The organism is Paenibacillus sambharensis, from assembly GCF_003233845.1.
Taxonomy (GTDB): Bacteria; Bacillota; Bacilli; order Paenibacillales; family Paenibacillaceae; genus Paenibacillus_I; species Paenibacillus_I sambharensis.
Window position 1 is genome coordinate 200504 of record NZ_QKRB01000006.1, and the last position, 21748, is coordinate 222251.

General features: G+C 52.6%; 19 protein-coding genes. 18 read left to right on the plus strand and 1 reads right to left on the minus strand.

The genetic code is table 11. The features are described from left to right. Positions 1 to 40 precede the first annotated feature (40 nt). The 18 genes from rfbF to argH all read left to right on the plus strand — a co-directional run bounded on the left by rfbF (position 41) and on the right by argH (position 20215). Positions 41 to 811, plus strand: coding sequence for a glucose-1-phosphate cytidylyltransferase (gene rfbF, locus DNH61_RS00880; protein ID WP_111144809.1), 771 nt, complete (start codon positions 41 to 43; stop codon positions 809 to 811). Positions 812 to 831: 20 nt separating this feature from the next. After that, positions 832 to 1947, plus strand: coding sequence for a CDP-glucose 4,6-dehydratase (gene rfbG / locus DNH61_RS00885; RefSeq protein WP_220036910.1), 1116 nt, complete (start codon positions 832 to 834; stop codon positions 1945 to 1947). Positions 1948 to 1963: 16 nt separating this feature from the next. Beyond that, a complete protein-coding gene (locus tag DNH61_RS00890; RefSeq protein WP_111144810.1) occupies positions 1964 to 3199 on the plus strand; it encodes a class I SAM-dependent methyltransferase in 1236 nt (411 codons plus the stop codon). Positions 3200 to 3203: 4 nt separating this feature from the next. Further along, the gene (gene rfbC, locus DNH61_RS00895; protein WP_281272357.1) at positions 3204 to 3734 is read left to right on the plus strand and encodes a dTDP-4-dehydrorhamnose 3,5-epimerase; all 531 of its coding nucleotides are present in this window, start codon (positions 3204 to 3206) and stop codon (positions 3732 to 3734) included. Then, a complete protein-coding gene (locus DNH61_RS00900) occupies positions 3731 to 4645 on the plus strand; it encodes an NAD-dependent epimerase/dehydratase family protein (protein WP_111144812.1) in 915 nt (304 codons plus the stop codon). The genes rfbC and DNH61_RS00900 overlap by 4 nt, the downstream gene beginning before the upstream one ends. A gap of 16 nt (positions 4646 to 4661) precedes the next feature. Beyond that, a complete protein-coding gene (locus tag DNH61_RS00905; protein WP_111144813.1) occupies positions 4662 to 5429 on the plus strand; it encodes a cephalosporin hydroxylase family protein in 768 nt (255 codons plus the stop codon). 143 nt (positions 5430 to 5572) lie between these two features. Next, complete coding sequence (locus DNH61_RS00910; protein WP_111144814.1) at positions 5573 to 5770, plus strand: cold shock domain-containing protein; 198 nt, start codon at positions 5573 to 5575, stop codon at positions 5768 to 5770. 221 nt (positions 5771 to 5991) lie between these two features. Beyond that, positions 5992 to 6540 (plus strand): ribosome hibernation-promoting factor, HPF/YfiA family, encoded by a 549-nt coding sequence (gene hpf / locus DNH61_RS00915; protein ID WP_111144815.1) that lies wholly within the window; start codon positions 5992 to 5994, stop codon positions 6538 to 6540. A 289-nt stretch (positions 6541 to 6829) separates the two neighbouring features. Beyond that, complete coding sequence (secA, locus tag DNH61_RS00920; protein ID WP_111144816.1) at positions 6830 to 9343, plus strand: preprotein translocase subunit SecA; 2514 nt, start codon at positions 6830 to 6832, stop codon at positions 9341 to 9343. A gap of 145 nt (positions 9344 to 9488) precedes the next feature. Further along, positions 9489 to 10596, plus strand: a protein-coding gene (prfB, locus tag DNH61_RS00925; RefSeq protein WP_111144817.1) for a peptide chain release factor 2 whose coding sequence is annotated in 2 segments (ribosomal slippage) — positions 9489 to 9560 and positions 9562 to 10596 — 1107 coding nt in all. Because the reading frame shifts where the segments join, the coding sequence is not laid out codon by codon here. 354 nt (positions 10597 to 10950) lie between these two features. Beyond that, the gene (locus DNH61_RS00930; protein WP_245947838.1) at positions 10951 to 11808 is read left to right on the plus strand and encodes a YitT family protein; all 858 of its coding nucleotides are present in this window, start codon (positions 10951 to 10953) and stop codon (positions 11806 to 11808) included. Between the two features lie 151 nt (positions 11809 to 11959). Then, positions 11960 to 13009 carry an N-acetyl-gamma-glutamyl-phosphate reductase gene (argC, locus tag DNH61_RS00935; RefSeq protein ID WP_111144819.1) on the plus strand — a complete coding sequence of 350 codons (1050 nt, stop codon included), beginning with the start codon at positions 11960 to 11962 and terminating at the stop codon, positions 13007 to 13009. A gap of 53 nt (positions 13010 to 13062) precedes the next feature. Continuing rightward, the gene (gene argJ, locus DNH61_RS00940) at positions 13063 to 14295 is read left to right on the plus strand and encodes a bifunctional ornithine acetyltransferase/N-acetylglutamate synthase (RefSeq protein ID WP_111144820.1); all 1233 of its coding nucleotides are present in this window, start codon (positions 13063 to 13065) and stop codon (positions 14293 to 14295) included. Between the two features lie 18 nt (positions 14296 to 14313). Further along, complete coding sequence (gene argB / locus DNH61_RS00945) at positions 14314 to 15102, plus strand: acetylglutamate kinase (RefSeq protein WP_111144821.1); 789 nt, start codon at positions 14314 to 14316, stop codon at positions 15100 to 15102. A gap of 39 nt (positions 15103 to 15141) precedes the next feature. Beyond that, positions 15142 to 16371 carry an acetylornithine transaminase gene (locus tag DNH61_RS00950; RefSeq protein WP_245947840.1) on the plus strand — a complete coding sequence of 410 codons (1230 nt, stop codon included), beginning with the start codon at positions 15142 to 15144 and terminating at the stop codon, positions 16369 to 16371. A 162-nt stretch (positions 16372 to 16533) separates the two neighbouring features. Next, the gene (gene argF, locus DNH61_RS00955; RefSeq protein WP_425452194.1) at positions 16534 to 17466 is read left to right on the plus strand and encodes an ornithine carbamoyltransferase; all 933 of its coding nucleotides are present in this window, start codon (positions 16534 to 16536) and stop codon (positions 17464 to 17466) included. Positions 17467 to 17520: 54 nt separating this feature from the next. Beyond that, positions 17521 to 18759 carry an argininosuccinate synthase gene (locus DNH61_RS00960; RefSeq protein ID WP_111144824.1) on the plus strand — a complete coding sequence of 413 codons (1239 nt, stop codon included), beginning with the start codon at positions 17521 to 17523 and terminating at the stop codon, positions 18757 to 18759. Positions 18760 to 18799: 40 nt separating this feature from the next. Next, a complete protein-coding gene (gene argH, locus DNH61_RS00965; RefSeq protein WP_111144825.1) occupies positions 18800 to 20215 on the plus strand; it encodes an argininosuccinate lyase in 1416 nt (471 codons plus the stop codon). 80 nt (positions 20216 to 20295) lie between these two features. On the opposite strand, the gene DNH61_RS00970 is transcribed toward argH, so the two are convergent. Next, a complete protein-coding gene (locus DNH61_RS00970) occupies positions 20296 to 21729 on the minus strand; it encodes a VanW family protein (RefSeq protein WP_181438527.1) in 1434 nt (477 codons plus the stop codon). Between the last annotated feature and the right edge of the window lie 19 nt (positions 21730 to 21748).

A 21748-nucleotide genomic window follows, 5' to 3' on the forward strand; every position in this document is an offset into this window, starting at 1 on the left:
TGCCGATATAGTACTTAGACTGAGTGTGGAGAGTGGTCAAGTGAAAGCAGTTATTCTAGCTGGCGGATTAGGTACACGTATTAGCGAAGAGACACACTTAAAACCCAAACCGATGATTGAAATTGGTGGAAAACCAATTATTTGGCATATTATGAAAATATATTCTTATTATGGCATCAATGAATTTATTGTATGTCTAGGTTATAAAGGGTACATGATTAAGGAGTATTTTGCGAACTATTTTTTGCATATGTCTGATGTAACGTTTGATATGTTGAATAACACTATGCAAGTTCATCAGAAAAATGCGGAAGATTGGAAAGTAACCTTGGTAGATACGGGTGATCATACCATGACCGGGGGAAGATTAAAACGGGTTAGAGATTACATCGGTGATGAAACCTTTTGTTTTACTTATGGCGATGGCTTAAGCGATGTTAATGTTGGGGAGCTGCTTGCATATCATCATGAACAAGGTAAAATGGCTACTCTTACAGCGGTTCAGCCTGCAGGCAGATTCGGGGCGATTTATCTTGAAGATGATAATAATGTAGGCAGGTTTCAAGAAAAACCACAAGGGGACAACGCATGGATAAATGGCGGTTTTTTTGTCTTAGAGCCAGGAGTGTTTGAGTTGATTCATAATGACAGTACTTCGTGGGAAGCTGAACCGCTTGAACAACTAACTCGCTTGAAGGAGTTGGTTGCTTATAAACATAGCGGCTTTTGGCAGCCTATGGATACTATGAGGGATAAGAATAAACTTGAAGAATTATGGCTAAGTAATAAAGCCCCTTGGAAACTTTGGTAGCTTTTTTGGGAGGTAAGAAATTGATCGATACAGAGTTCTGGGCAAATAAGCGGGTTTTGGTAACGGGGCATACAGGCTTTAAGGGATGTTGGTTGACAACGTGGTTATCGATGATGAATGCAAAAGTGTATGGGTATTCTTTACCGGGAAATAGTGACTCTGATTTTTTTGAGCGGGTTGGAGCAATACATGTAACCAAAAACTACTTTGGGGACATAAAAGATAAACTGAGCCTGACAGAAGCAATTATAGAGACTGCTCCAGATATCATTTTTCACTTGGCAGCGCAACCCCTAGTCATCGAATCGTTTCATGACCCCTTGAATACTTACCACACTAACGTATTGGGCACTGTTAATTTATTCGAGGCAGTACGTACTGCAAAAAGCAAAGGTATAGATGTTAGAGCATTAATAAATGTTACTACAGACAAGGTTTACTTTAACCATCATTGGGATAGAGGTTATACAGAAAATGATCAACTTGGTGGATTCGATCCTTATTCCGCCAGTAAAGCTTGTTCAGAATTAATTACAGCTTCATACAGGGATTCTTTTTTTAATATTAACCAATATCCTGAGCACAGACTGGGAATTGCTACTGCAAGAGCGGGCAATGTCATTGGGGGCGGGGACTGGTCTCAAAATAGACTTGTACCTGATTGTGTTCGTTCCCTTCATCGTAAAGAGACAATTACACTCCGAAATCCTCATGCAGTTAGACCGTGGCAGCATGTATTAGAACCGCTAGGCGCTTATCTTATTCTTGCTGAACGCCTTATTGAGGATGCTAAGCTGTACCACGGAGCATGGAATATAGGTCCTGATATATCCGATTGCAGGCCGGTGTCTGAAGTGGTTTATGGGATACACCGCTTGTGGGGAGGAGATGTTAAGGACGTTGTAGAGGAACCATCAGTTTATCACGAGACAGATACCCTTAAACTGGATTGCTCCAAAACTATCTCTGGCTTGAAGTGGTCTCCTGTTTGGGACCTTAAGGCTGCGTTAGACAAAACAGTGGAATGGTACAAGGCTTATTACAATAATGCATTAATCGATAGTGTCACTAAGAATCAGATTAGTTGTTATATGAACCATGCGAGACTGAAGCAGACGATTAGTAAAGAGCATTAAGTTAGGAGCAGTGGGCATGTTAAACAAACCAAATTGTCGTTTCTGTAGTTCAGAATCACTATATTCTTTCGCGGATCTTGGGTTAACGCCAATGGCTAATTCATATGTTAAAGAGGTTGATAAGCACAAAGGGGAAACATTCTACCCTCTTCATGCCTATGTTTGCGGGAACTGTTTCTTAGTTCAGCTGGATAAGTATGAATCAGCTGAAGAAATTTTTAGTGACTATGCCTACTTTAGTTCTTTTTCCGAAAGCTGGCTCAGTCATGCAAAAAAGTACTCAGATAAAGTAATCGAGAGGTTTGATCTATCCTTAACTTCGCATGTCATTGAGATTGCTAGTAATGACGGATATCTGCTGCAATTTTTCAAGGGAAGAAACATGCCGATACTCGGTATTGAACCAGCGGCTAATGTCGCTAAGGTTGCTAACGAAAAAGGTATCAATACCAGAGTTGACTTTTTTGGGAGGCAACTGGCGCAAGAACTGTCGGATTCGGGATATGGAGCGGACCTGCTGGTTGCTAATAACGTGATTGCGCATGTGCCTGATCTCCATGACTTTGTGGAGGGTATGAAGATTCTCCTAAACCCTGAAGGCTTGCTGACAGTAGAGTTTCCGCACTTAATGCGACTGATGGAGAATAATCAGTTTGATACGATATACCACGAGCACTTTTCATATTTTTCATTTTCAACTTTGAGGGAGATATTTGCAGCTAAAGAACTTACCATTTTTGATGTTGAGGAACTAACCACGCATGGTGGGTCGCTGAGAGTCTACGTATGTCATAACGACGCTGATAAGTATGGAATAAGTGAAGCCGTTACGAAAATGCTGGAGCTTGAGAGGGAGCACGGCTTAAATAAAATCGAAACATATCATAACTTTGCTGAGCAGGTTCGGGAAACCAAGAGAGATATACTGTCATTTCTGGTGAGTCTGAAGGAAAGTGGCAAAATAATTGTCGGGTACGGCGCGCCGGCAAAAGGTAATACACTACTGAACTATTGCGGTATAAGTTCGGATTTCCTTGACTATACAGTAGACCGAAGCCCATACAAGCAGGGGACTTTACTTCCGGGTACACGAATCCCCGTTTATCATCCGGACAAAATTGCGGAAACAAAGCCAGACTATATCTTCATCACACCCTGGAATATTAAGGATGAGATTATTGAACAGATGCAATACGTAAAGGAGTGGGGGGCGAAATTTGTCGTGCCTATTCCAAAAATTGAGGTGATTTAGCATTATTTTCAGGGAAACAGCTTTAAAGGGCGCCTTTGTTATAGAACCGGAGAAAATAAAAGATGAGAGGGGATTTTTTTCGAGATCCTGGTGCCGGCAGGAGTTTGAGAAACATGGGCTTGAAAGTGATTTTGTCCAATGTAATATATCTCAAAATCGTAGTAAAGCTACCCTCCGCGGTATGCATTATCAGCAAGAACCTTACGGAGAAACTAAGCTGATAAGATGTACCAGGGGAGCGATTTACGACGTGATTGTAGATCTTAGACCTTCCTCCGAAACGTATAAAGGATGGGCAGCATACACGCTCAGCCAGGAAAATTATATGATGTTATACGTGCCAGAAGGGTTTGCACATGGATTTGTTACATTGGAGAATGACACGGAAGTCTTTTATCAAATGGGCAACTTTTATAAACCTGAAGCCGCGAGAGGAATAAGATGGGACGACCCTGCAATAGGCATAAGGTGGCCTGATTTAGGAACCTACATTATTTCGGAGAGAGACCTGAGTTATGGGGAGTATCAGTCGTGAAAAGAATAATGGTGACTGGAGCCAGCGGGTTTATTGGCAGGCATGTTGTAGAAGCCCTGTTAAGCCAAGGGTACGAAGTTCATGGGTTGTATCATAACCAACGGATGATAGAGGACAACAGCAGACTGAAGATGCATGCCATCGACTTGATGGATGATGCCCAAGTCCAGAGATTGCTCCATACCGTTAAACCTACACACCTGCTTCATCTTTCATGGATCACTAAGCAGGGAGTTTATTGGGACTCTGTCGAGAATTATTATTGGCATAGAGCAAGCTTCCATCTTGCCGAATGCTTTTATAGTAATGGCGGGAAGCGGCTAGTAGTGGCGGGCAGCTGTGCCGAGTATGATTGGTCGCATGGTTACCTGAAGGAAAACATAACACCTTTAAGTTTTAGTACCCCTTATGCAGCATGCAAGAACCATCTTCAGGGTATGATTACATCCTATGCCAATCTTTTAAACAAAGATTTTGTATGGGGAAGGGTTTTTTTCTTATATGGTCCTCACGAGCATGCTGGCCGGCTTGTGCCTTCGGTAATTCGCTCATTATTAGCCAATCAGAATGCAAGGTGTTCCCACGGAAAACAAATAAGAGATTTTCTTCATGTCAAGGATGTTGCTGAGGCATTAGTCACCTTATTATTAAGTACCACCATTAATGGTACCGTGAATATCTGCTCAGGAAGGCCTGTTAGCATTATGGATATAGTCACTAGGATCTCGGGTTATATGGGTAAAAGTGAGTTGGTTGAATTTGGAGCGTTGAATTGTTCTGAAAAAGAGGCGCCCTTAGTTATAGGAGATCCTGCAAGGCTGCTTACAGAAACCGATTGGAAACCTCGGATATCACTACCACAGGGAATAGCGGATACTGTCGAATGGTGGAGGGAAGTAAAAAATCAATAGATAGGGGATCTATAAAGTGAAAATTACAATTGATACTGAAAAGAAGCAACTTATTCAGGAAAACGAGGAGCAGATTAGACAACTCCCGTTATATTCTAAAGAATCATTTGAAATCTTGTCTGATTTATGGGCCAAGGTGGGATGGAATGAAAAATACACCTATACCTTTTCATGGTTGGGAAGGCCTGTTATTCAGCTGCCCGAAGACATGATCCGTATTCAGGAGGTCATATATGAACTGAAGCCGGATGTGATTATAGAGACAGGGGTAGCGCATGGCGGATCGCTGATTTTCTATGCAAGTCTGCTCAAAGCGATGAACAAGGGACGGGTTATAGGTATAGATATTGAGATTCGGCCTCACAATCGTATTGAAATTGAGAAGCACGAGCTGGCAGAATATATCACTCTTGTTGAAGGTGATTCAGTCGGAGGAAAGGTCGTATCCGATGTGAAGGAAATGATTGGAGAAGCGGAAACGGTCCTGATTATCTTGGATTCCAATCATTCAAAGAGTCATGTAACACGTGAATTGGACGCGTACAGCGGACTAGTGACTACTGGCTCATATATAGTTGTTACTGACGGTTACATGAAGTACTTGGCTGATGTTCCTCGTGCGGGTGAGGATTGGTCTTGGGATAATCCTGTTAGCGCTATAGAGGAATTTCTTCAACAAAATGATAATTTCCAGTTTGTAAAGCCAATGTGGCCTTTCAATGAAAGTAATCTAACAGAGAACGTTACGCATTGGCCAATGGCATGGTTGAAAAAAATAAAGTAACATAAAAAGTGGATATTCCGTCTGTAATGAATTCGCTTACAAACCTTGTTGACATCTCCAAACCCTGGTGCTATAGTTTTGGTGTGGGCCATGCAACACATGTACGCCTCACAGCTATTTGAAGATGAAGGGAATGTTTACGGATGCAAGGTAAAGTTAAATGGTTTAACGCAGAGAAGGGCTACGGATTTATCGAGACTGAAGAAGGCGGCGACGTTTTCGTTCATTTCTCCGCGATCCAATCCGAAGGTTTCAAAACCCTCGAAGAAGGCCAATCGGTCGAATTCGACATCGTTGAAGGCGCACGCGGTCCACAAGCTGCTAACGTAGTCAAACTGTAATCATCCGGCCTAGAGCCGATGGATAGATGGTATACAATTGACCAGTGCTGGACACAATCCCCCGGGATAACCGGGGGTCTTTTATTTGGTCCGGTGCTGGTTTTTCTGCTCCTTTATGGTCCCCTGCAAAATTTTCAAAAAATTCAAAACTATCCGTGTTTTCATTTTGTTAACGGTTTATGAATATGATATGATGGGATTAAGTAAAGGAGGAGTGCACAATGAAATACAACATCCGTGGTCAACAAATCGAAGTTACAGACGCGCTAAGAGACTATGTTGAGAAGAAAATAAGCCGACTGGACCGGTATTTTGAAGCACCCTTAACCTCCGATGTGAATGTGACTTTATCTGTTATTCGTAACAAGCAAAGCGTAGAAGTGACGATACCGCTGACCGGCGTTATGCTGCGGGCGGAAGAACAGCATGATGATATGTATGCAGCGATTGATCTTGTGGTGGACAAGCTGGAGCGGCAGATCCGCAAGCACAAGACCAAGCTGAACCGGAAGTTCCGCCAGGATGGCGGCATCCGAGCCCTGTTTAGGGAAGAGCCTGTGGCTCCTCAGGCAGTGGAGGAAGAGGATGATGAACTGGAAGTTGTCCGTACCAAGCGCCACGCACTGAAGCCGATGGATGTGGAGGAAGCGATCCTCCAGATGAATATGATCGGCCACAGCTTCTTCGTCTTCGCCAACTCGGATACGAAGGAAGTTAACGTTGTGTATAAGCGCAACGACGGCAAGTACGGATTAATTGAACAAGCGTAACCGATGCCGGAGGCATCAACCGAAGCATGACCTTGACGATGCAAATTCAGCCGGGCCCCTTCAGGGTCCGGCTTTACATTTAACAGGCTAAAGCCGGTGCTCAAGACCGCGGTTCATAACGGAAACCGGGATTGGCAACACTAGGTTCCTGTGGAGTTTGTTCGGCAGGATAGGCGCTGGGCGGATTAGCTGGGAATTTCAGGCGTTTTTTGGCTGTCTGTCATTGCGGCGGCATGTCCAAACTGATACAATTTAGGCAAAGAGTCGAATACGAAAGGGGCATAACCTGATGCTCGGACTTGTCAAAAAAATATTCGGCGATGCGAATGAGCGCGAGATTAAGCGTCTCACCCGCACCGTCGATCAAATCAACGCCATGGAGCCCGATTTCGTGAAGCTCTCGGATGAGCAGCTGCGTGCCAAGACAGATGAATTCAGGGCACGGATCGAGAAGGGCGAACAGACAGAGGCGATTCTGCCCGAGGTGTTCGCGACGGTCAGAGAAGCGTCCAAGCGTGTGCTGAACATGCGCCATTTCGATGTGCAGCTGATCGGGGGAATGGTTCTGCATGACGGCAAGATCGCCGAAATGAAAACAGGGGAAGGCAAGACGCTGGTGGCCACTCTTCCAGTATACCTGAATGCCCTTCAGGGCAAAGGCGTTCATGTCATTACGGTCAATGATTATCTCGCCCAGCGCGACAGCACCCAGATGGGACAGCTGTATGAGTTCCTGGGTCTTACAGTCGGCTGCAACCTGCACGGCTTAACCCATGCCGAGAAGCAGGAAGCATACGCCGCGGATATTACGTATGGAACGAACAATGAGTTCGGCTTTGATTACCTGCGCGATAATATGGTGCTCTATAAGGAGCAGATGGTTCAACGGCCGTTATACTATGCCATTATCGATGAAGTGGACTCCATTCTGATTGACGAAGCCCGGACACCGCTGATTATCTCCGGTCAGGCTGCGAAGTCAACAGAGCTTTACTATGCGGCGGATCGTTTTGTTGCGTCGCGTCTTAAGGGAGAAGAGGATTACACAGTCGACATTAAGCTGCGCAGTGTAACGCTGACAGAGTCGGGTGTTGAGAAGGCTGAGAAGGCCTTCGGCATCGACAACCTGTTCGACCACGCGCATGTGCTGCTTAATCACCATATTCAGCAGGCGCTGAAGGCGCATGCCATTATGAAGCGTGACGTTGACTACGTCGTTCAGGATGACGAAGTTGTCATTGTTGACGAATTTACTGGCCGTCTGATGGCTGGCCGCCGTTACAGCGACGGGCTTCACCAGGCGATTGAAGCGAAGGAGCAGCTGAAGGTTCAGAACGAGAGCATGACGCTGGCTACCATCACGTTCCAGAACTACTTCCGGATGTACCGCAAGCTTGCCGGCATGACCGGTACGGCGAAGACAGAGGAAGAAGAGTTCAAGAAGATCTATGGTCTTGATGTCGTTCAGATTCCAACGAACCGCACGAATATCCGTAACGATATGGCTGATGTCGTCTATAAGACGGAGGACGGGAAGTTCAAGGCGGTGCTGGAAGAGATTGTGGCCCGCCACCAGAAGAACCAGCCGGTGCTCGTCGGTACGGTCTCGATCGAGAACTCGGAGAAGCTGTCCGATATGCTGAAGCGCCGCGGCATCGCGCATAAGGTACTGAATGCCAAGTACCATGCGGAAGAGGCGGAGATCATCTCCCGTGCCGGACAAGCTGGCGCTGTAACCATTGCCACCAATATGGCCGGCCGCGGTACCGATATTCTGCTGGGTGATGGTGTGCCGGATACAGGCGGTCTGCATATTATTGGTACGGAGCGCCATGAGAGCCGGCGGATTGATAACCAGCTGCGCGGACGTGCCGGCCGTCAGGGCGACCCGGGCTCGACCCAGTTCTATCTCTCGCTGCAGGATGATCTGATGCGCCGCTTCGGTGCGGAGAATATTATGGGCATGATGGACCGGCTGGGCTTTGATGAAGATCAGCCGATTGAGAGCCGACTGATCACGAGAGCGATTGAATCGGCACAGAAGCGGGTAGAGGGGAACAACTTCGATCTGCGTAAGGTCGTCCTGCAGTATGACGATGTCATGAACCAGCAGCGCGAAGTCATCTATAAGCAGCGCCGCGAGGTTCTCTACTCGGATAATATCCGAGAGGTCGTTCAGGAAATGATCAAGCCGGTTGTCGAGCGGATTGTGGAAGCGCACTGCCCGGCAGAAGAGGTTCCGGAGGATTGGGATCTGCAGGCTGTGGTGGATTATGCTCACGCGACCTTCCTGAAGGAAGATACGATCACGAAGGATGACCTGTGGGGCAAGGAGAAGGAAGAGATCGTGGAATTCCTTCTGGCTAAGGTTAAAGCCCTGTATGATGAGCGTGAGGAGCAGCTTGGCGAAGAGACGATGCGCGAATTCGAGAAGGTTGTTGTTCTCCGTGCGGTGGACAGCAAGTGGATGGATCATATTGACGCGATGGATCAGCTGCGTCAGGGTATCCACCTGCGTGCATACGGCGGTACCGACCCGCTTCGCGAGTACCAGTTTGAAGGCTTCGAGATGTTCAAGGAAATGATTGACCATATCCAGGAAGAAGTCACCAAGTATATTATGAAGGCTCATGTCGAGAACAACCTGGAGCGCCAGGAGGTTGCCAAGGGCCAGACAGAGACAGGCGGAAGCGGCGAGCCGCAGGTGAAGAAGCCGACCAAGCGGGATGACCGTGTAGGACGCAATGATCCGTGCCCATGCGGCAGCGGCAAGAAATACAAGCAGTGCCACGGCAATGCGTAATGCAATACATCGGGAACCGCCCGCGCAGCAGATCTGACACGGGCGGTTCCTGCCGCGTGCGGGCCCTTTCCCCCATTCAGGGAAAGGATGCGCGGGCGGCAAGAAGCGGATCATCCGCAAATCTTATTTTGAGGTGACGACAACCATGATAGACGCATCGGTTAAACAAGACCTGCGCGAGATGGCGAAGCGGCTCCAAGAACTCAGGGGGTCTCTTTGACTTAGATCTCAAGCAGGAGATCATAGCCAACTACGAAGAGAAGATGACAGCGCCGGATTTCTGGGATGACAATGACAAGGCGCAGGCCACCATATCTGAGCTGAATGCCGTTAAGTCGGTTGTTGAGCAGTACGACAAGCTGGCCGCAGAGCAAGAAGATATGGAGACCATGCTGGAGCTGGCAGAGGAAGAAGGCGACGAGTCGCTGGAAGCCGATATTGCGGCAGGCGTCGCTGCGCTCGTCCAGAAGGTTGGCGATTTCCAGCTGCAGCTGCTGCTGAACCAGCCATATGACAAGCTGAATGCGATCCTGGAGCTTCATCCGGGGGCAGGCGGAACCGAGTCACAGGACTGGGGCCAGATGCTGTACCGGATGTATACGCGCTGGGCAGAGAAGAGAGGCTTCAAGGTCGAGGTGCTCGACTACCTGCCCGGGGATGAAGCAGGGATTAAGAGTGTGACCATAATGGTCAAAGGCTATAATGCCTACGGCTACCTGAAAGCGGAGAAAGGTGTCCACCGTCTTGTGCGGATTTCACCATTCGACGCATCAGGACGCCGGCATACCTCCTTCGTATCCTGCGATGTTATGCCGGAAATTTCGGATGATATCGAGATCGAGATCCGGCCTGAGGATCTGAAGGTGGATACGTACCGTTCCAGCGGTGCGGGCGGGCAGCATGTCAACAAGACGGAATCCGCTATCCGGATTACCCACGTGCCAAGCGGAATCGTGGTGGCCTGCCAGACCGAGCGTTCACAGATTCAGAACCGGGAGCGGGCGATGAAGATGCTTCGTTCCAAGCTCTATGAGCGTAAGATCGAGGAGCAGCAGAAGCATCTGGCGGAGATTCGCGGTGAACAATCGGATATCGCTTGGGGCAGCCAAATCCGCTCCTACGTGTTCCATCCTTACAGCATGGTTAAGGATCACAGAACCCAGGTGGAGACGGGGAATGTCGGAGCCGTCATGGACGGGGATCTTGACGCCTTCATTGACGGTTATCTCCGCAGCCAGATCAGACAGGAATAGCCAAGGGGGTTTAAGCTCCTGGGAAGGCCGTTCGTGCAGAGGTTAGTTACAGCCTTTGCCGAACGGTCTTTATGTTTATAAGCAGGCGAGCGACAGGCACGATGCCCTGCATGGGCTAATATAGTAGATGAGGCGGGCATGCTCAGACATGGAGCCGGTGTTTTCCATCGGGAATGTTCCCATCACTACGAAGTGCACACATTTATCCCTAAATAGGCAACAATAAGGACAGATCCGTACATAAAAGGGTACACAGCCTGCCGTTTCGGGTAATTTATAACTACATAATGGTTGACGGGAGATATAGAGATGATATTAGGCAAATCTAACAAGCATCGAATGCGCAGGCGTAACATGCAGGAGAATCACCCGCGGATGGCCGCTGCGGTGGACGTCCTGCTGATGCTGGCCGGATCGTTTGTTGTGGCGCTCAGCTTTAACTTGTTTTTGCTTCCGAACGGGATTGCTTCTGGCGGGGTGTCAGGTATTTCGATTCTTGTGGAGCGGACGCTTAATGTGCCGCCCGCTTACACGCAGTGGGCGCTTAACATTCCGCTGTTCATAGCAGGCCTGCTCCTGCTGGGAAGACGCTTTGCCCTGAAGTCGCTGCTTGGCACGGTGATGCTGCCGCTGTTCGTCCTGCTGACCGCTCACTGGACGCCGCCAACCGGCAACCCGCTGCTCGCTTCGCTCTACGGTGGTATTGGCGTGGGACTGGGTCTGGGTCTCGTGTTCAGGGGCAGAGGGTCGACGGGCGGGCTGGATACAGCCGTACAGATTGTCCACCGGTATACGGGCATTAAGCTGGGACTGGCGCTTGCTTTTATCGACGGCATGGTCATAATAGCGGCCGGCATTGTGATTTCTCAGGAAAATGCGCTGTACGCGCTGATCGGACTCTTCGTTACCAGCAAGACGATTGACGTGGTACAGACGGGGATGAAGGTGTCGAAGGTGGCGTTCATCATATCCGAGAAAACCGAGGAGATCGCGAAGGCTATCCTGCATGACCTGGACCGGGGGCTGACCAAGCTGGATGCACATGGCGGCTTTACCGGAGCGAGCAGGACGGTGCTGATGGTCGTTGTGGGCCAAAGTGAAGTCATGAAGCTTAAGCTGGCTGTACGGTCGGTGGACCCGAATGCCTTTGTTATCATCAGCGATACGGCCGAGGTGCTCGGTGAAGGCTTCCAGCTGCCGCAGGCAAGGTAGGTAGTCCTATTAAAAAGCGATTGTATTTATATAAATTGGGATGTATAATAATACAGAAATTAATGGCTACGGATCTATATGGCGGAATTTCCCCTGTTAGCGGGAAAAAGGCTGGTAGAGAGGCTAATCAACAGGATGGGGGAGAGCGGGCATGAGTTCGAAGGTTAGAGCGGCAATTATCGGTTCCACAGGCTACGGCGGGGTGGAGCTGATTCGACTTCTTGCGGCGCATCCGCAGGTTGCGATTACATCGGTTATCTCATCATCGAGTGCAGGCGAACCGATCGCGGCCGGGTATCCGCATCTGCAGGAAATCCGTACAGAGCTTTTGGATGGGATAGACCCTGCCGAAATGAAGTCCAAGGCGGATGTCGTCTTCCTTGCGACACCTGCAGGTGTTGCCTCCGGGCTCGTACCGCAGCTCTTGGAGCAGGGACTTAAGGTGATTGATGTGTCCGGAGATTTCAGGTTGAAGTCACCGGCTTTATATGAACAGTGGTACAAGAAAGCCTCGGCTGAGCAGGCCTACCTTGATCGTGCGGTATATGGCCTTGCCGAAGTGTTCGGCAGTGAGGTGCAGGGTCAGGAGCTGATCTCGAATCCGGGATGCTATCCGACTGCGACGCTGCTTGGCCTGGTACCGGCCGTTGCGGCTGGCTGGATTGATCCGAAGTCGATTATCGTCGATGCCAAGTCAGGTGTATCGGGAGCTGGACGGGGCGCCAGTCTTGGGACGCACTACTCCGAGCTGAACGAGAATTTTAAAGCCTACAAGGTCAACCAGCATCAGCATATACCTGAAATTGAGCAGGTGCTTGCGCGTGTAGCGGGTACGGAGGTGACCGTAACCTTCACCACTCATCTCGTCCCCATGACGCGGGGCATCATGAGCACGATCTATGCATCGGTTGAAGGGCAGCGGAGTGTGCAGGACTTCATCGGTTTATACCGGGAGTATTATGAAGGCAGGCAGTTCGTGCGCATCCGGTCTGAAGGCCAGTGGCCGGGGACGAAGGAAGTGTACGGCTCGAATTACTGCGATATCGGCTTTGCGGTTGATGAGCGAACGGGACGGGCTACAATCATCTCGGTCATCGACAACCTGGTCAAAGGCGCGGCTGGCCAGGCCATTCAGAATCTTAACCTGATGATGGGCTGGGAAGAGGGTTTGGGCCTGCAGTTCGTGCCGGTGTATCCATAAGCGGATGCGGGAGCATCTGTTCCAATAACGGACATGAAGGAGTTCGATTGATCATGGGAGCTGAAGCGCCATACAACGTGGTGCCGGAGGGATCGGTCATTACGCCGAAGGGCTTCAAGGCGGGCGGTCTGCACTGCGGTTTGAAGAAGACGACAAGGCACGATCTTGGAGCTATAGTCTGTGATGTGCCCGCTGCGGCAGCGGCTGTTTATACAACGAATGTATTTCAGGCAGCGCCACTCAAGGTAACACGCGAAAGCATCGGGCAGGAAGGCAGGCTGAGGGCGGTCCTAGTCAACAGCGGCAACGCCAACGCCTGCACGGGGAAGCAGGGTGAGGAGGATGCCTATGTCATGCGCAGCCGGTTTGCTGAGCAGCTGCAGGTCGAGCCTCATCTGGTCGCTGTAGCTTCTACAGGTGTCATTGGGGAGCTGCTAAAGATGGACCGGGTACTGGGCGGTATTCAGGAAATGCCTGCGAGGCTGATGGGCACGCCGGAAGGCGCGGATGATTTTTCCCAAGCGATTCTGACGACCGATCTGGTGCAGAAGACTGTCTGTGTGGCGGTAGAGGTCGACGGCAGGACGGTTCACATTGCCGGTGCAGCGAAGGGCTCCGGTATGATCCACCCGAATATGGCGACGATGCTTGGCTTTGTGACTACCGATGCAGCCATCGGCAATGAGTCACTCCAATACCTGCTCCGGCAGGCTACGGATGTGACGTTTAATATGATTACGGTCGACGGGGATACGAGCACGAACGATATGCTGCTGGCAATGGCGAGCGGTCTTGCCGGCAATGAGGAGCTGACCCAGCGCCATCCGGACTGGGAAGCGTTCAGCGCTGGACTGCGCTATGTGTGCGAGATTCTGGCGAAGGCGATTGCCCGGGACGGTGAAGGGGCAACGAAGCTGGTCGAGGTGCAGGTTGGCGGCGCCATAACGGATGAGTCGGCGCGAGCCATTGCCAAGACCGTCATTGGCTCTTCACTGGTGAAATCAGCTATGTTCGGTGCAGATGCGAACTGGGGCCGAATTATTGGGGCAATAGGGCGTGCGGGACAGCCGGTTAACCCGGAGACAGTCGATATTCGCCTTGGCAACATCGTGGTGCTCGAACAGTCGAGGCCGGTGCCGTTCGACGAGGAGAAGGCGCTTGTCTACCTGAAGGGCGATACAGTGCATATTTACTGTGAGCTTCATATGGGTGAAGGCAGGGCAACGGGCTGGGGCTGCGATCTGACCTATGATTACGTGCGGATCAATGCCGCTTATCGGACTTAGGAAGGGAACGGTTAGGCGATGAAGGAACGGTTTGTCATGAAATGCGGCGGCAGCACATTGGCTGCGCTGCCGGCAGGTTTTTTCGAAGAGTTGAAGTCCCTGCAGGAAAGCGGGGTTCGGCCGGTCATTGTGCACGGCGGGGGTCCGGCGATCTCTGATACCCTGGCGAAGCTTGGGATTGAGACGGGCTTCGTAAATGGACTGCGCGTAACGACAGAGGGAGTGCTTGATGTCGTCGAGATGGTGCTCGCCGGCACCATTAATAAGGAGATTGTCCGTAAAATTCAGGGCAGCGGCGCGAGAGCGCTCGGCTTATCGGGGATTGACGGCAAGCTGATCCAGGCCCGGCCTGTAGCTAACAGCAGCGAGATCGGCTTCGTCGGTGAGGTAACCGGCGTCAACGCTGAAGTCATCGAGGGCATTATGGCCATGGATTACATCCCGGTGCTTGCGCCGGTCGGAATTGACGATGCCGGACAGCGGTATAACATTAACGCGGATACAGCGGCGGGAGCGGTGGCTTCTCATCTTGGAGTAGAGCGGATGATTGTCGTGACCGATGTTCCCGGCATTATGCGCAGGATTGACGGCGAGCTGCAGGTGCTGCCTGTGGTGACCGTGGAAGAGATTGAGGCGATGATTGAGAGCGGCGAAATCTATGGCGGCATGATCCCGAAGGTGCGGGCGGCTGTGCAGTGTATTACAGGCAGGGTGCGCGAGGTTGTCATTGTCAGCGGCAGTGAGCCGGGCGTGCTCACAAAGGCGGTACGAGAGGGCGGAGTCGGCACGCGGATCGTGCAGGGCTGAATCAAGCGGAGGTGGGACGTGATGAGCGAAGTTAAAGGAATGCAGCAAGCAGCAGAAGCAGGAAGTCAGCAGGCCCCGGGCAGTCCGGCTGGAAGCTCGCTGTTCCCGACCTATGCGCGCAACCCGGTTGCGCTCGTCAAGGGTCAGGGCAGCTGGCTGTGGGATGAGGAAGGGAATAAGTATCTGGACTTCATGAGCGGGCTGGCGGTCACCAATCTTGGGCACGCGCCCCAGGAAATCAAGGAAGCGCTTGTGCAGCAGCTTGATGAGCTGTGGCATGTGTCCAACCTGTTCCGGATTCCGGGACAGGAAGAGGCCGCTGCGCTGCTGACTGCGAACAGTCATGCAGATGCTGTCTTCTTCTGCAACTCGGGAGCCGAGGCCAATGAAGCGGCGATCAAGCTGGCCCGCCGCTATCAGCAGAAGGTGCTGGGAAGCGGCAGATATGAGATCATCACGTTCCAGCAGTCCTTCCATGGCCGTACACTGGCCACGTTGACCGCAACCGGCCAGGATAAGGTCAAGGAAGGGTTCCAGCCGCTGCCGGACGGCTTCAAGCATGTGCCTTTGCATGACCTGGAAGCCCTGAAGGCCGCCATAGGCAGCCAGACGGCAGCCATCATGCTGGAGATGATCCAGGCGGAGGGCGGCGTTAACCTCGTCGATCCCGCATATCTGAAGGAAGTGGCGGCGCTGTGTGAAGAGCACGGGCTGCTGCTGATCGTAGATGAGATTCAGACGGGCATGGGCCGTACAGGCAAGCTGTTCGCGTTCGAGCACTATGGCATAGAGCCGGATATCTTCACACTCGCCAAGGGGCTGGGCAGCGGCTTTCCGGTGGGCGCAATGCTCGCCAAGGGCAAGCTTGCGCCGGCATTTGGACCGGGCAGCCACGGCTCCACCTTTGGCGGAACACCGCTGGCGTGCGCAGTCGTCAAGGCGACGGTGAAAGCGATCGTGGACAGCAGACTGCCTGAGCGTGCAGCCGAGATGGGAGCTTATCTTCGGCAGAAGCTGGAGGACCAGCTGTTGGGCAGCTCGTTTGTGAAGGAGATCCGCGGCAGGGGATTAATCCTAGGAATCGAGTGCGGAGCGGCGGTCTCGGAGCTTGTGACGGAAGCGCGGGAGCAGGGACTGCTCGTTGTCACTGCGGGTCCGAATGTCATCCGGCTGCTGCCGAACCTGCTGGTAACACAGGAGGAGATTGATCAGGCGGTTGGCGTTCTGGTCAGCTTGCTGTCCAGACAGGGTGCTGCTGCTAAGGTTTAATGGTCATATAACAGATAACGTGACGCTTTCGGAGGGCTGGCTGGTATCACAGGCTCAGCCCGAGCGGCGGAATAGAGGAATGATTGATGCCGGAGCTGCGGATGAAGCGGCACGGCTTACGATAAAGGAGTGATCCATGTGCAGAACACCGTGAAGGAAGAAATGGCCGCTAAACTTAAGGGGCGCGATTTTCTGGCGCTGGCAGACTATAAACCCGAGGAAATCCGCTATCTGATCGATCTGGCGATCGAACTGAAGCGCAAGCAGAAGGCTGGCGAAGTGTATCAGCCGCTGAAGGGCAAGACACTCGGCATGATCTTCGAGAAATCCTCCACGCGTACCCGCGTTTCCTTCGAGGTGGGCATGTACCAGCTTGGCGGCCATGCGCTGTTCCTCAGCAAGAACGACCTGCAGCTCGGCCGCGGCGAGACGGTATGGGATACCGCCCAGACGATGTCCCGCTATCTGGACGGCATTATGATCCGCACCTATGCGCACCGCACCGTTATCGAGCTGGCGCGCGGCGCAACAGTGCCGGTAATCAACGGGCTGACGGATTATGCGCATCCCTGCCAGGTGCTGGCGGACTACCAGACGGTGCTTGAGCATAAGGGGCGCCTTGAAGGGCTGAAGATCGCCTATATCGGAGACGGCAATAATATGGTTCACTCCCTGCTCATCGGCGCAGCCAAGCTTGGCATGCATATGTCGGTTGCCTCTCCGGAGGGCTATGAGCCGGACGAAGCGCTGGTTAAGCAGGCGAAGGAGATCGGCAGCCAGACCGGATCGGTTATCGAGGTGTTCCGTGACCCGCAGGAAGCGGCATCCCAGGCGGATGTTCTCTACACGGATGTGTGGGCCAGCATGGGCCAGGAGGATGAGCAGAAGGAACGGGAGATCGCATTCGCGAACTACCAGGTCAACGAGGAGCTGGTCCGCTATGCGAAGAGCGACTATGTATTCATGCACTGCCTGCCGGCGCACCGCGGCGAGGAAGTAAGCGCGGGCATCATCGACGGCGAGCATTCCATTATTTTCGACGAGGCTGAGAACCGGCTTCATGCACAGAAGGCCATTATGGCCGCTACGATGTAAGTTATTTACGAACGGCGGACGGGACATCAACGGATAAGGAGCGATTGAACCGATATGGCAAAAGAAAAGATTGTATTGGCTTATTCAGGGGGGCTCGACACCTCTGTCATCCTCAAGTGGCTGAAGGAAACCTACGACGCTGAAATCATCGCCTTCACGGCGGATATCGGACAGAAGGATGAGCTGGACGGCCTGGAGGAGAAGGCGCTGGCTACCGGTGCTTCGAAGGTATACATTGATGACCTGCGCGAGGAGTTCGCGGCGGACTTTATCTACCCGATGTTTCAGTCGGGAGCGCTGTATGAAGGACAATATCTGCTGGGCACCTCGATCGCAAGGCCGCTGATCGCCAAGCGGATGGTCGACATTGCGCGCGCTGAAGGCGCAACGGCAATTGCGCATGGCGCAACCGGCAAAGGCAACGACCAGGTGCGCTTCGAGCTGGCGGCAGCTGCGCTGGCACCGGATATCGCGGTGATCGCGCCTTGGCGGATTGAGGCGTTCCGCGAGCAGTTCCCGGGACGTGCCGAGATGATCGCGTATGCGGAGAAGCATAACATTCCGGTGCAGGCTTCCGCGGCGAAGCCGTATTCGATGGACCGCAACCTGCTGCACATCAGCTTCGAGAGCGGCATGCTGGAGGACCCTTGGTTTGATGCAAGCGCAGAGGAGAACGAAGGCATGTATGTGCTGAGCGTATCTCCCGAGAAAGCGCCTGACCAGCCGGAATATATCGAGCTGACGTTCGAGGCAGGCAACTGCGTGGCGGTTAACGGCGAGAGCATGAACCCGCTGGCCGTCATGGAGAAGCTGAACGAGCTGGGCGGCAAGCACGGCATCGGCCGTGTCGATATGGTCGAGAACCGCTTCGTCGGCATGAAGAGCCGGGGCGTATATGAGACGCCGGGCGGCACCATCCTGTTCACAGCACACCGCAAGATGGAGTCGCTGACGATGGACCGTGACGTGATGCACCTGCGGGACTCACTGATCTCCAAGTACAGCACGCTCGTGTATAACGGCTTCTGGTTTGCGCCGGAGCGGCTTGCACTGCAGGCGCTTGTAGAGGAGAGCCAGAAGAATGTTACAGGCGTCGTCCGCCTGAAGCTGTACAAGGGCAATGTGATCGGAGCCGGCGTGAAGAGCCCGGTCAGCTTGTACAACCCTGACATTGCAACAATGGAAGCCGATCCGACACAGGCTTACGACCAAGGCGATGCAACAGGCTTTATCCGTCTGAACGCCCTTCGTCTGAAGGTGTCCTCTGGCGTGGAGCAGTCGAAAAAACAATAGATCTTATCAAGCAGATCTCCCAAAAGGAGTGTTCGGATACGTGAGTAAATTATGGGGCGGACGTTTTACGAAGAAGACCGACCAGCTGGTGGAAGAGTACACAGCTTCGATTACTTTTGATAAAGAGCTGGCGGAGGAGGATATCCAGGGCAGTCTGGCGCATGTGACCATGCTCGGCAAGCAGGGCATTATTCCGCTGGACGATGTAGATACGATCAAGGAAGGCCTGCACCGGGTGATGCAGAAGATCAAGCGGGGCGAGATCGAGTTTGCGGTTGCGGATGAAGATATTCATATGAATATCGAGAAAACGCTGATCGACGACATTGGCGCCGTTGGCGGCAAGCTGCATACCGGGCGCAGCCGCAACGACCAGGTGGCGACCGACATGCACCTGTACCTGCGCAAGCGTGTTGTGGAGTTCGTAGACCTGCTGCATAAGCTGCAGTCGGCGCTGCTGGAGCAGGCGAAGGCCAACCTGGATACCATCGTACCAGGCTATACGCATCTGCAGCGGGCACAGCCGATTCTTTTTGCCCATCATCTGATGGCTTATGTAGCGATGTTCGGACGGGATGCGGAGCGGCTTCAGGACAGCTATAAGCGGATCAATACCCTGCCCCTCGGAGCAGGAGCGCTGGCAGGCACAACGTTCCCGATCGACCGGCATTTTGTCGCCTCGCAGCTTGGCTTTGACCGGGTCTACGAGAACAGCCTGGATGCGGTCAGCGACCGTGACTTTATTCTGGAGTTCCTGTCTCACGCCTCGATCATCATGATGCATCTGTCGCGCCTTAGCGAGGAGCTGATTCTCTGGTCGAGCAGTGAATTCCGATTCGTCGAGCTGGATGATGCCTTCTGCACAGGCAGCAGCATTATGCCGCAGAAGAAGAACCCGGATGTACCGGAGCTTGTTCGCGGCAAGACCGGGCGTGTTTACGGCAATCTGATGGGCCTTCTGACGGTGCTCAAGTCGCTCCCGCTGGCCTATAATAAGGACATGCAGGAGGACAAGGAAGGCATGTTCGACACGGTAAAGACCATGCAGGGCGCCCTTCAGCTGTTTGCCCCGATGATTGCTACCATGAAGGTCAACAAGGGCCGGATGCGCGAGGCAGTCAACAAGGACTTCTCGAATGCGACGGACATCGCGGATTTCCTCGTCGGCAAGGGCCTGCCGTTCCGTCAGGCGCATGAGGTGATCGGCAAGACGGTGCTGTACTGCATCGAGCAGAACAAGTTCCTGCTGGACCTGACGCTGGACGAATTCAAGCAGTTCTCCAAGCTGTTCGACGAGCGGATCTATGACGTGCTGCAGCCGGAAAATGTCGTCAATGCCCGCAACGTATACGGCGGCACGGCGACTGCTCAGGTCAGCGAAGCGATTACCCGCGCTGAAAGCGGGCTCGAGCAGACAGCTGCCTGGGTAGCTGAATATGCCGAGCGCAGCAAATAAGGCCGCGCATGAAATGGGCTAAAGCTATAATCTTAATAAAGACCGCCGGGATTCTCATCATCCCAGGCGGTCTTTGCGGTTCAATCTGCTGCTGTGATTCCATCCTCCAGCAAAGGTTCACTGCTCTTGGAGCTGCTGCTCTTGTTCGGCCTGCTGCCGCCTACCTGGACCACAGTGGGCTGGCCTTTGTACGTATCGCGGGATACGAGCTCCCTCTTAACGGCCTTGCCATCCCGATAATGAATACGGTAGGTCTCCACCTTATACCCCGACTTGCCCTGCTCAATGACTCTGCGGCTGCCGATCGGAGCGCCCGGATCGGTTATCTCCTTCACAGGCGGATCGATCAGCTTTACCGTCTCGGACTCAATCTCGTAATGCTCATTCTCCGGTATGGTGCCGAACAGCTTCACGGTAAGTGCTCCGTTCTCTACCCGGCTTCTGATGACCAGGTGTTTGCCGGTTGTGTTCTTGAACCGGAAATTGATGGCGCCCTGGGCGAACGTAGCGTCCTGTCCCCTTGGGATATAGGATACGGGCAGGGAATGGTTGCGCCTTTCCACAATTTCAAGGCCTGCCTGGAGTGCTGCGTGGTAGAGCGTGCTCGAGACCTGACAGATCCCGCCGCCTACTCCAGGAGCGAGCTTGCCGTTCAGTATGACCGGCGCCTCACGGTAGCCGTATTCCTGCTCGGCTGCCTGCACAATTTTACCGTAATCGAAGACCTCGCCGGGCTTCAGCTCCAGATCGTTCAGCACCCGGGCGGTCACCGATACATTATGCACCCGGCCTGCCGAGCTGCTGCCAAGCTGCGTCGAGAAGGAGACGATCTTCCGCTCTACACCCTGGGCCTTCAGCTGCTGCAAGGTGACAGCGGGCATTACCTTTGTGAAAGGCAGCGGCAGCCGGATCGGAGCGGGCTCCTGTTTTCCAGGGGATGCCGCTTCGCTGCCAGCTTTAACCGCCTGCTTCACCTGCTCCATGAGCTTCTCCTCATCCACCTTGTAGCCGACATTATGAGGCTGGTACAGAACCCGGTCATCCGGCGTAATCTTGCGTACCGCATCCGCAGGCTTCATGGCTTCCATCCACGCCCATTCCTGCTTTATCACCTTGCGGAAGGTACCCTGCTTCCATTGCTCCTCTGCGGCAAGCTTCTTCGGAAAATGATACCGGTATCTCGCACGCTCCCAGAGCGAGCCCTCCGATAGCTTCCGAATAGCCGCCAGCGCTTCCTCTCGCTTAATCCGGTAGCCCAGCTCCTGGAGCTGCCAGGTCTGCTGTTTGCCATTGATTCCTTCGACCACAACCTGGCGCTGCTCGGCCTGGTCCCAGCTCTCCGACAGCAGGGTGATGGCTTCCTCAGCAGGCAACCCGCCGACCGCCACTTCGCCGGCATAGACGCCATCTGGTATATGGCTGCGTGCGGCGTAGAGCCAGAGCGCTCCCCAAGCCGCAGCTGTCAGCAGAAGTGCGGTTATGCCAATAAGAATTAGCCTCTTATAGCGAATCATGATCAGGACCTCCATACCT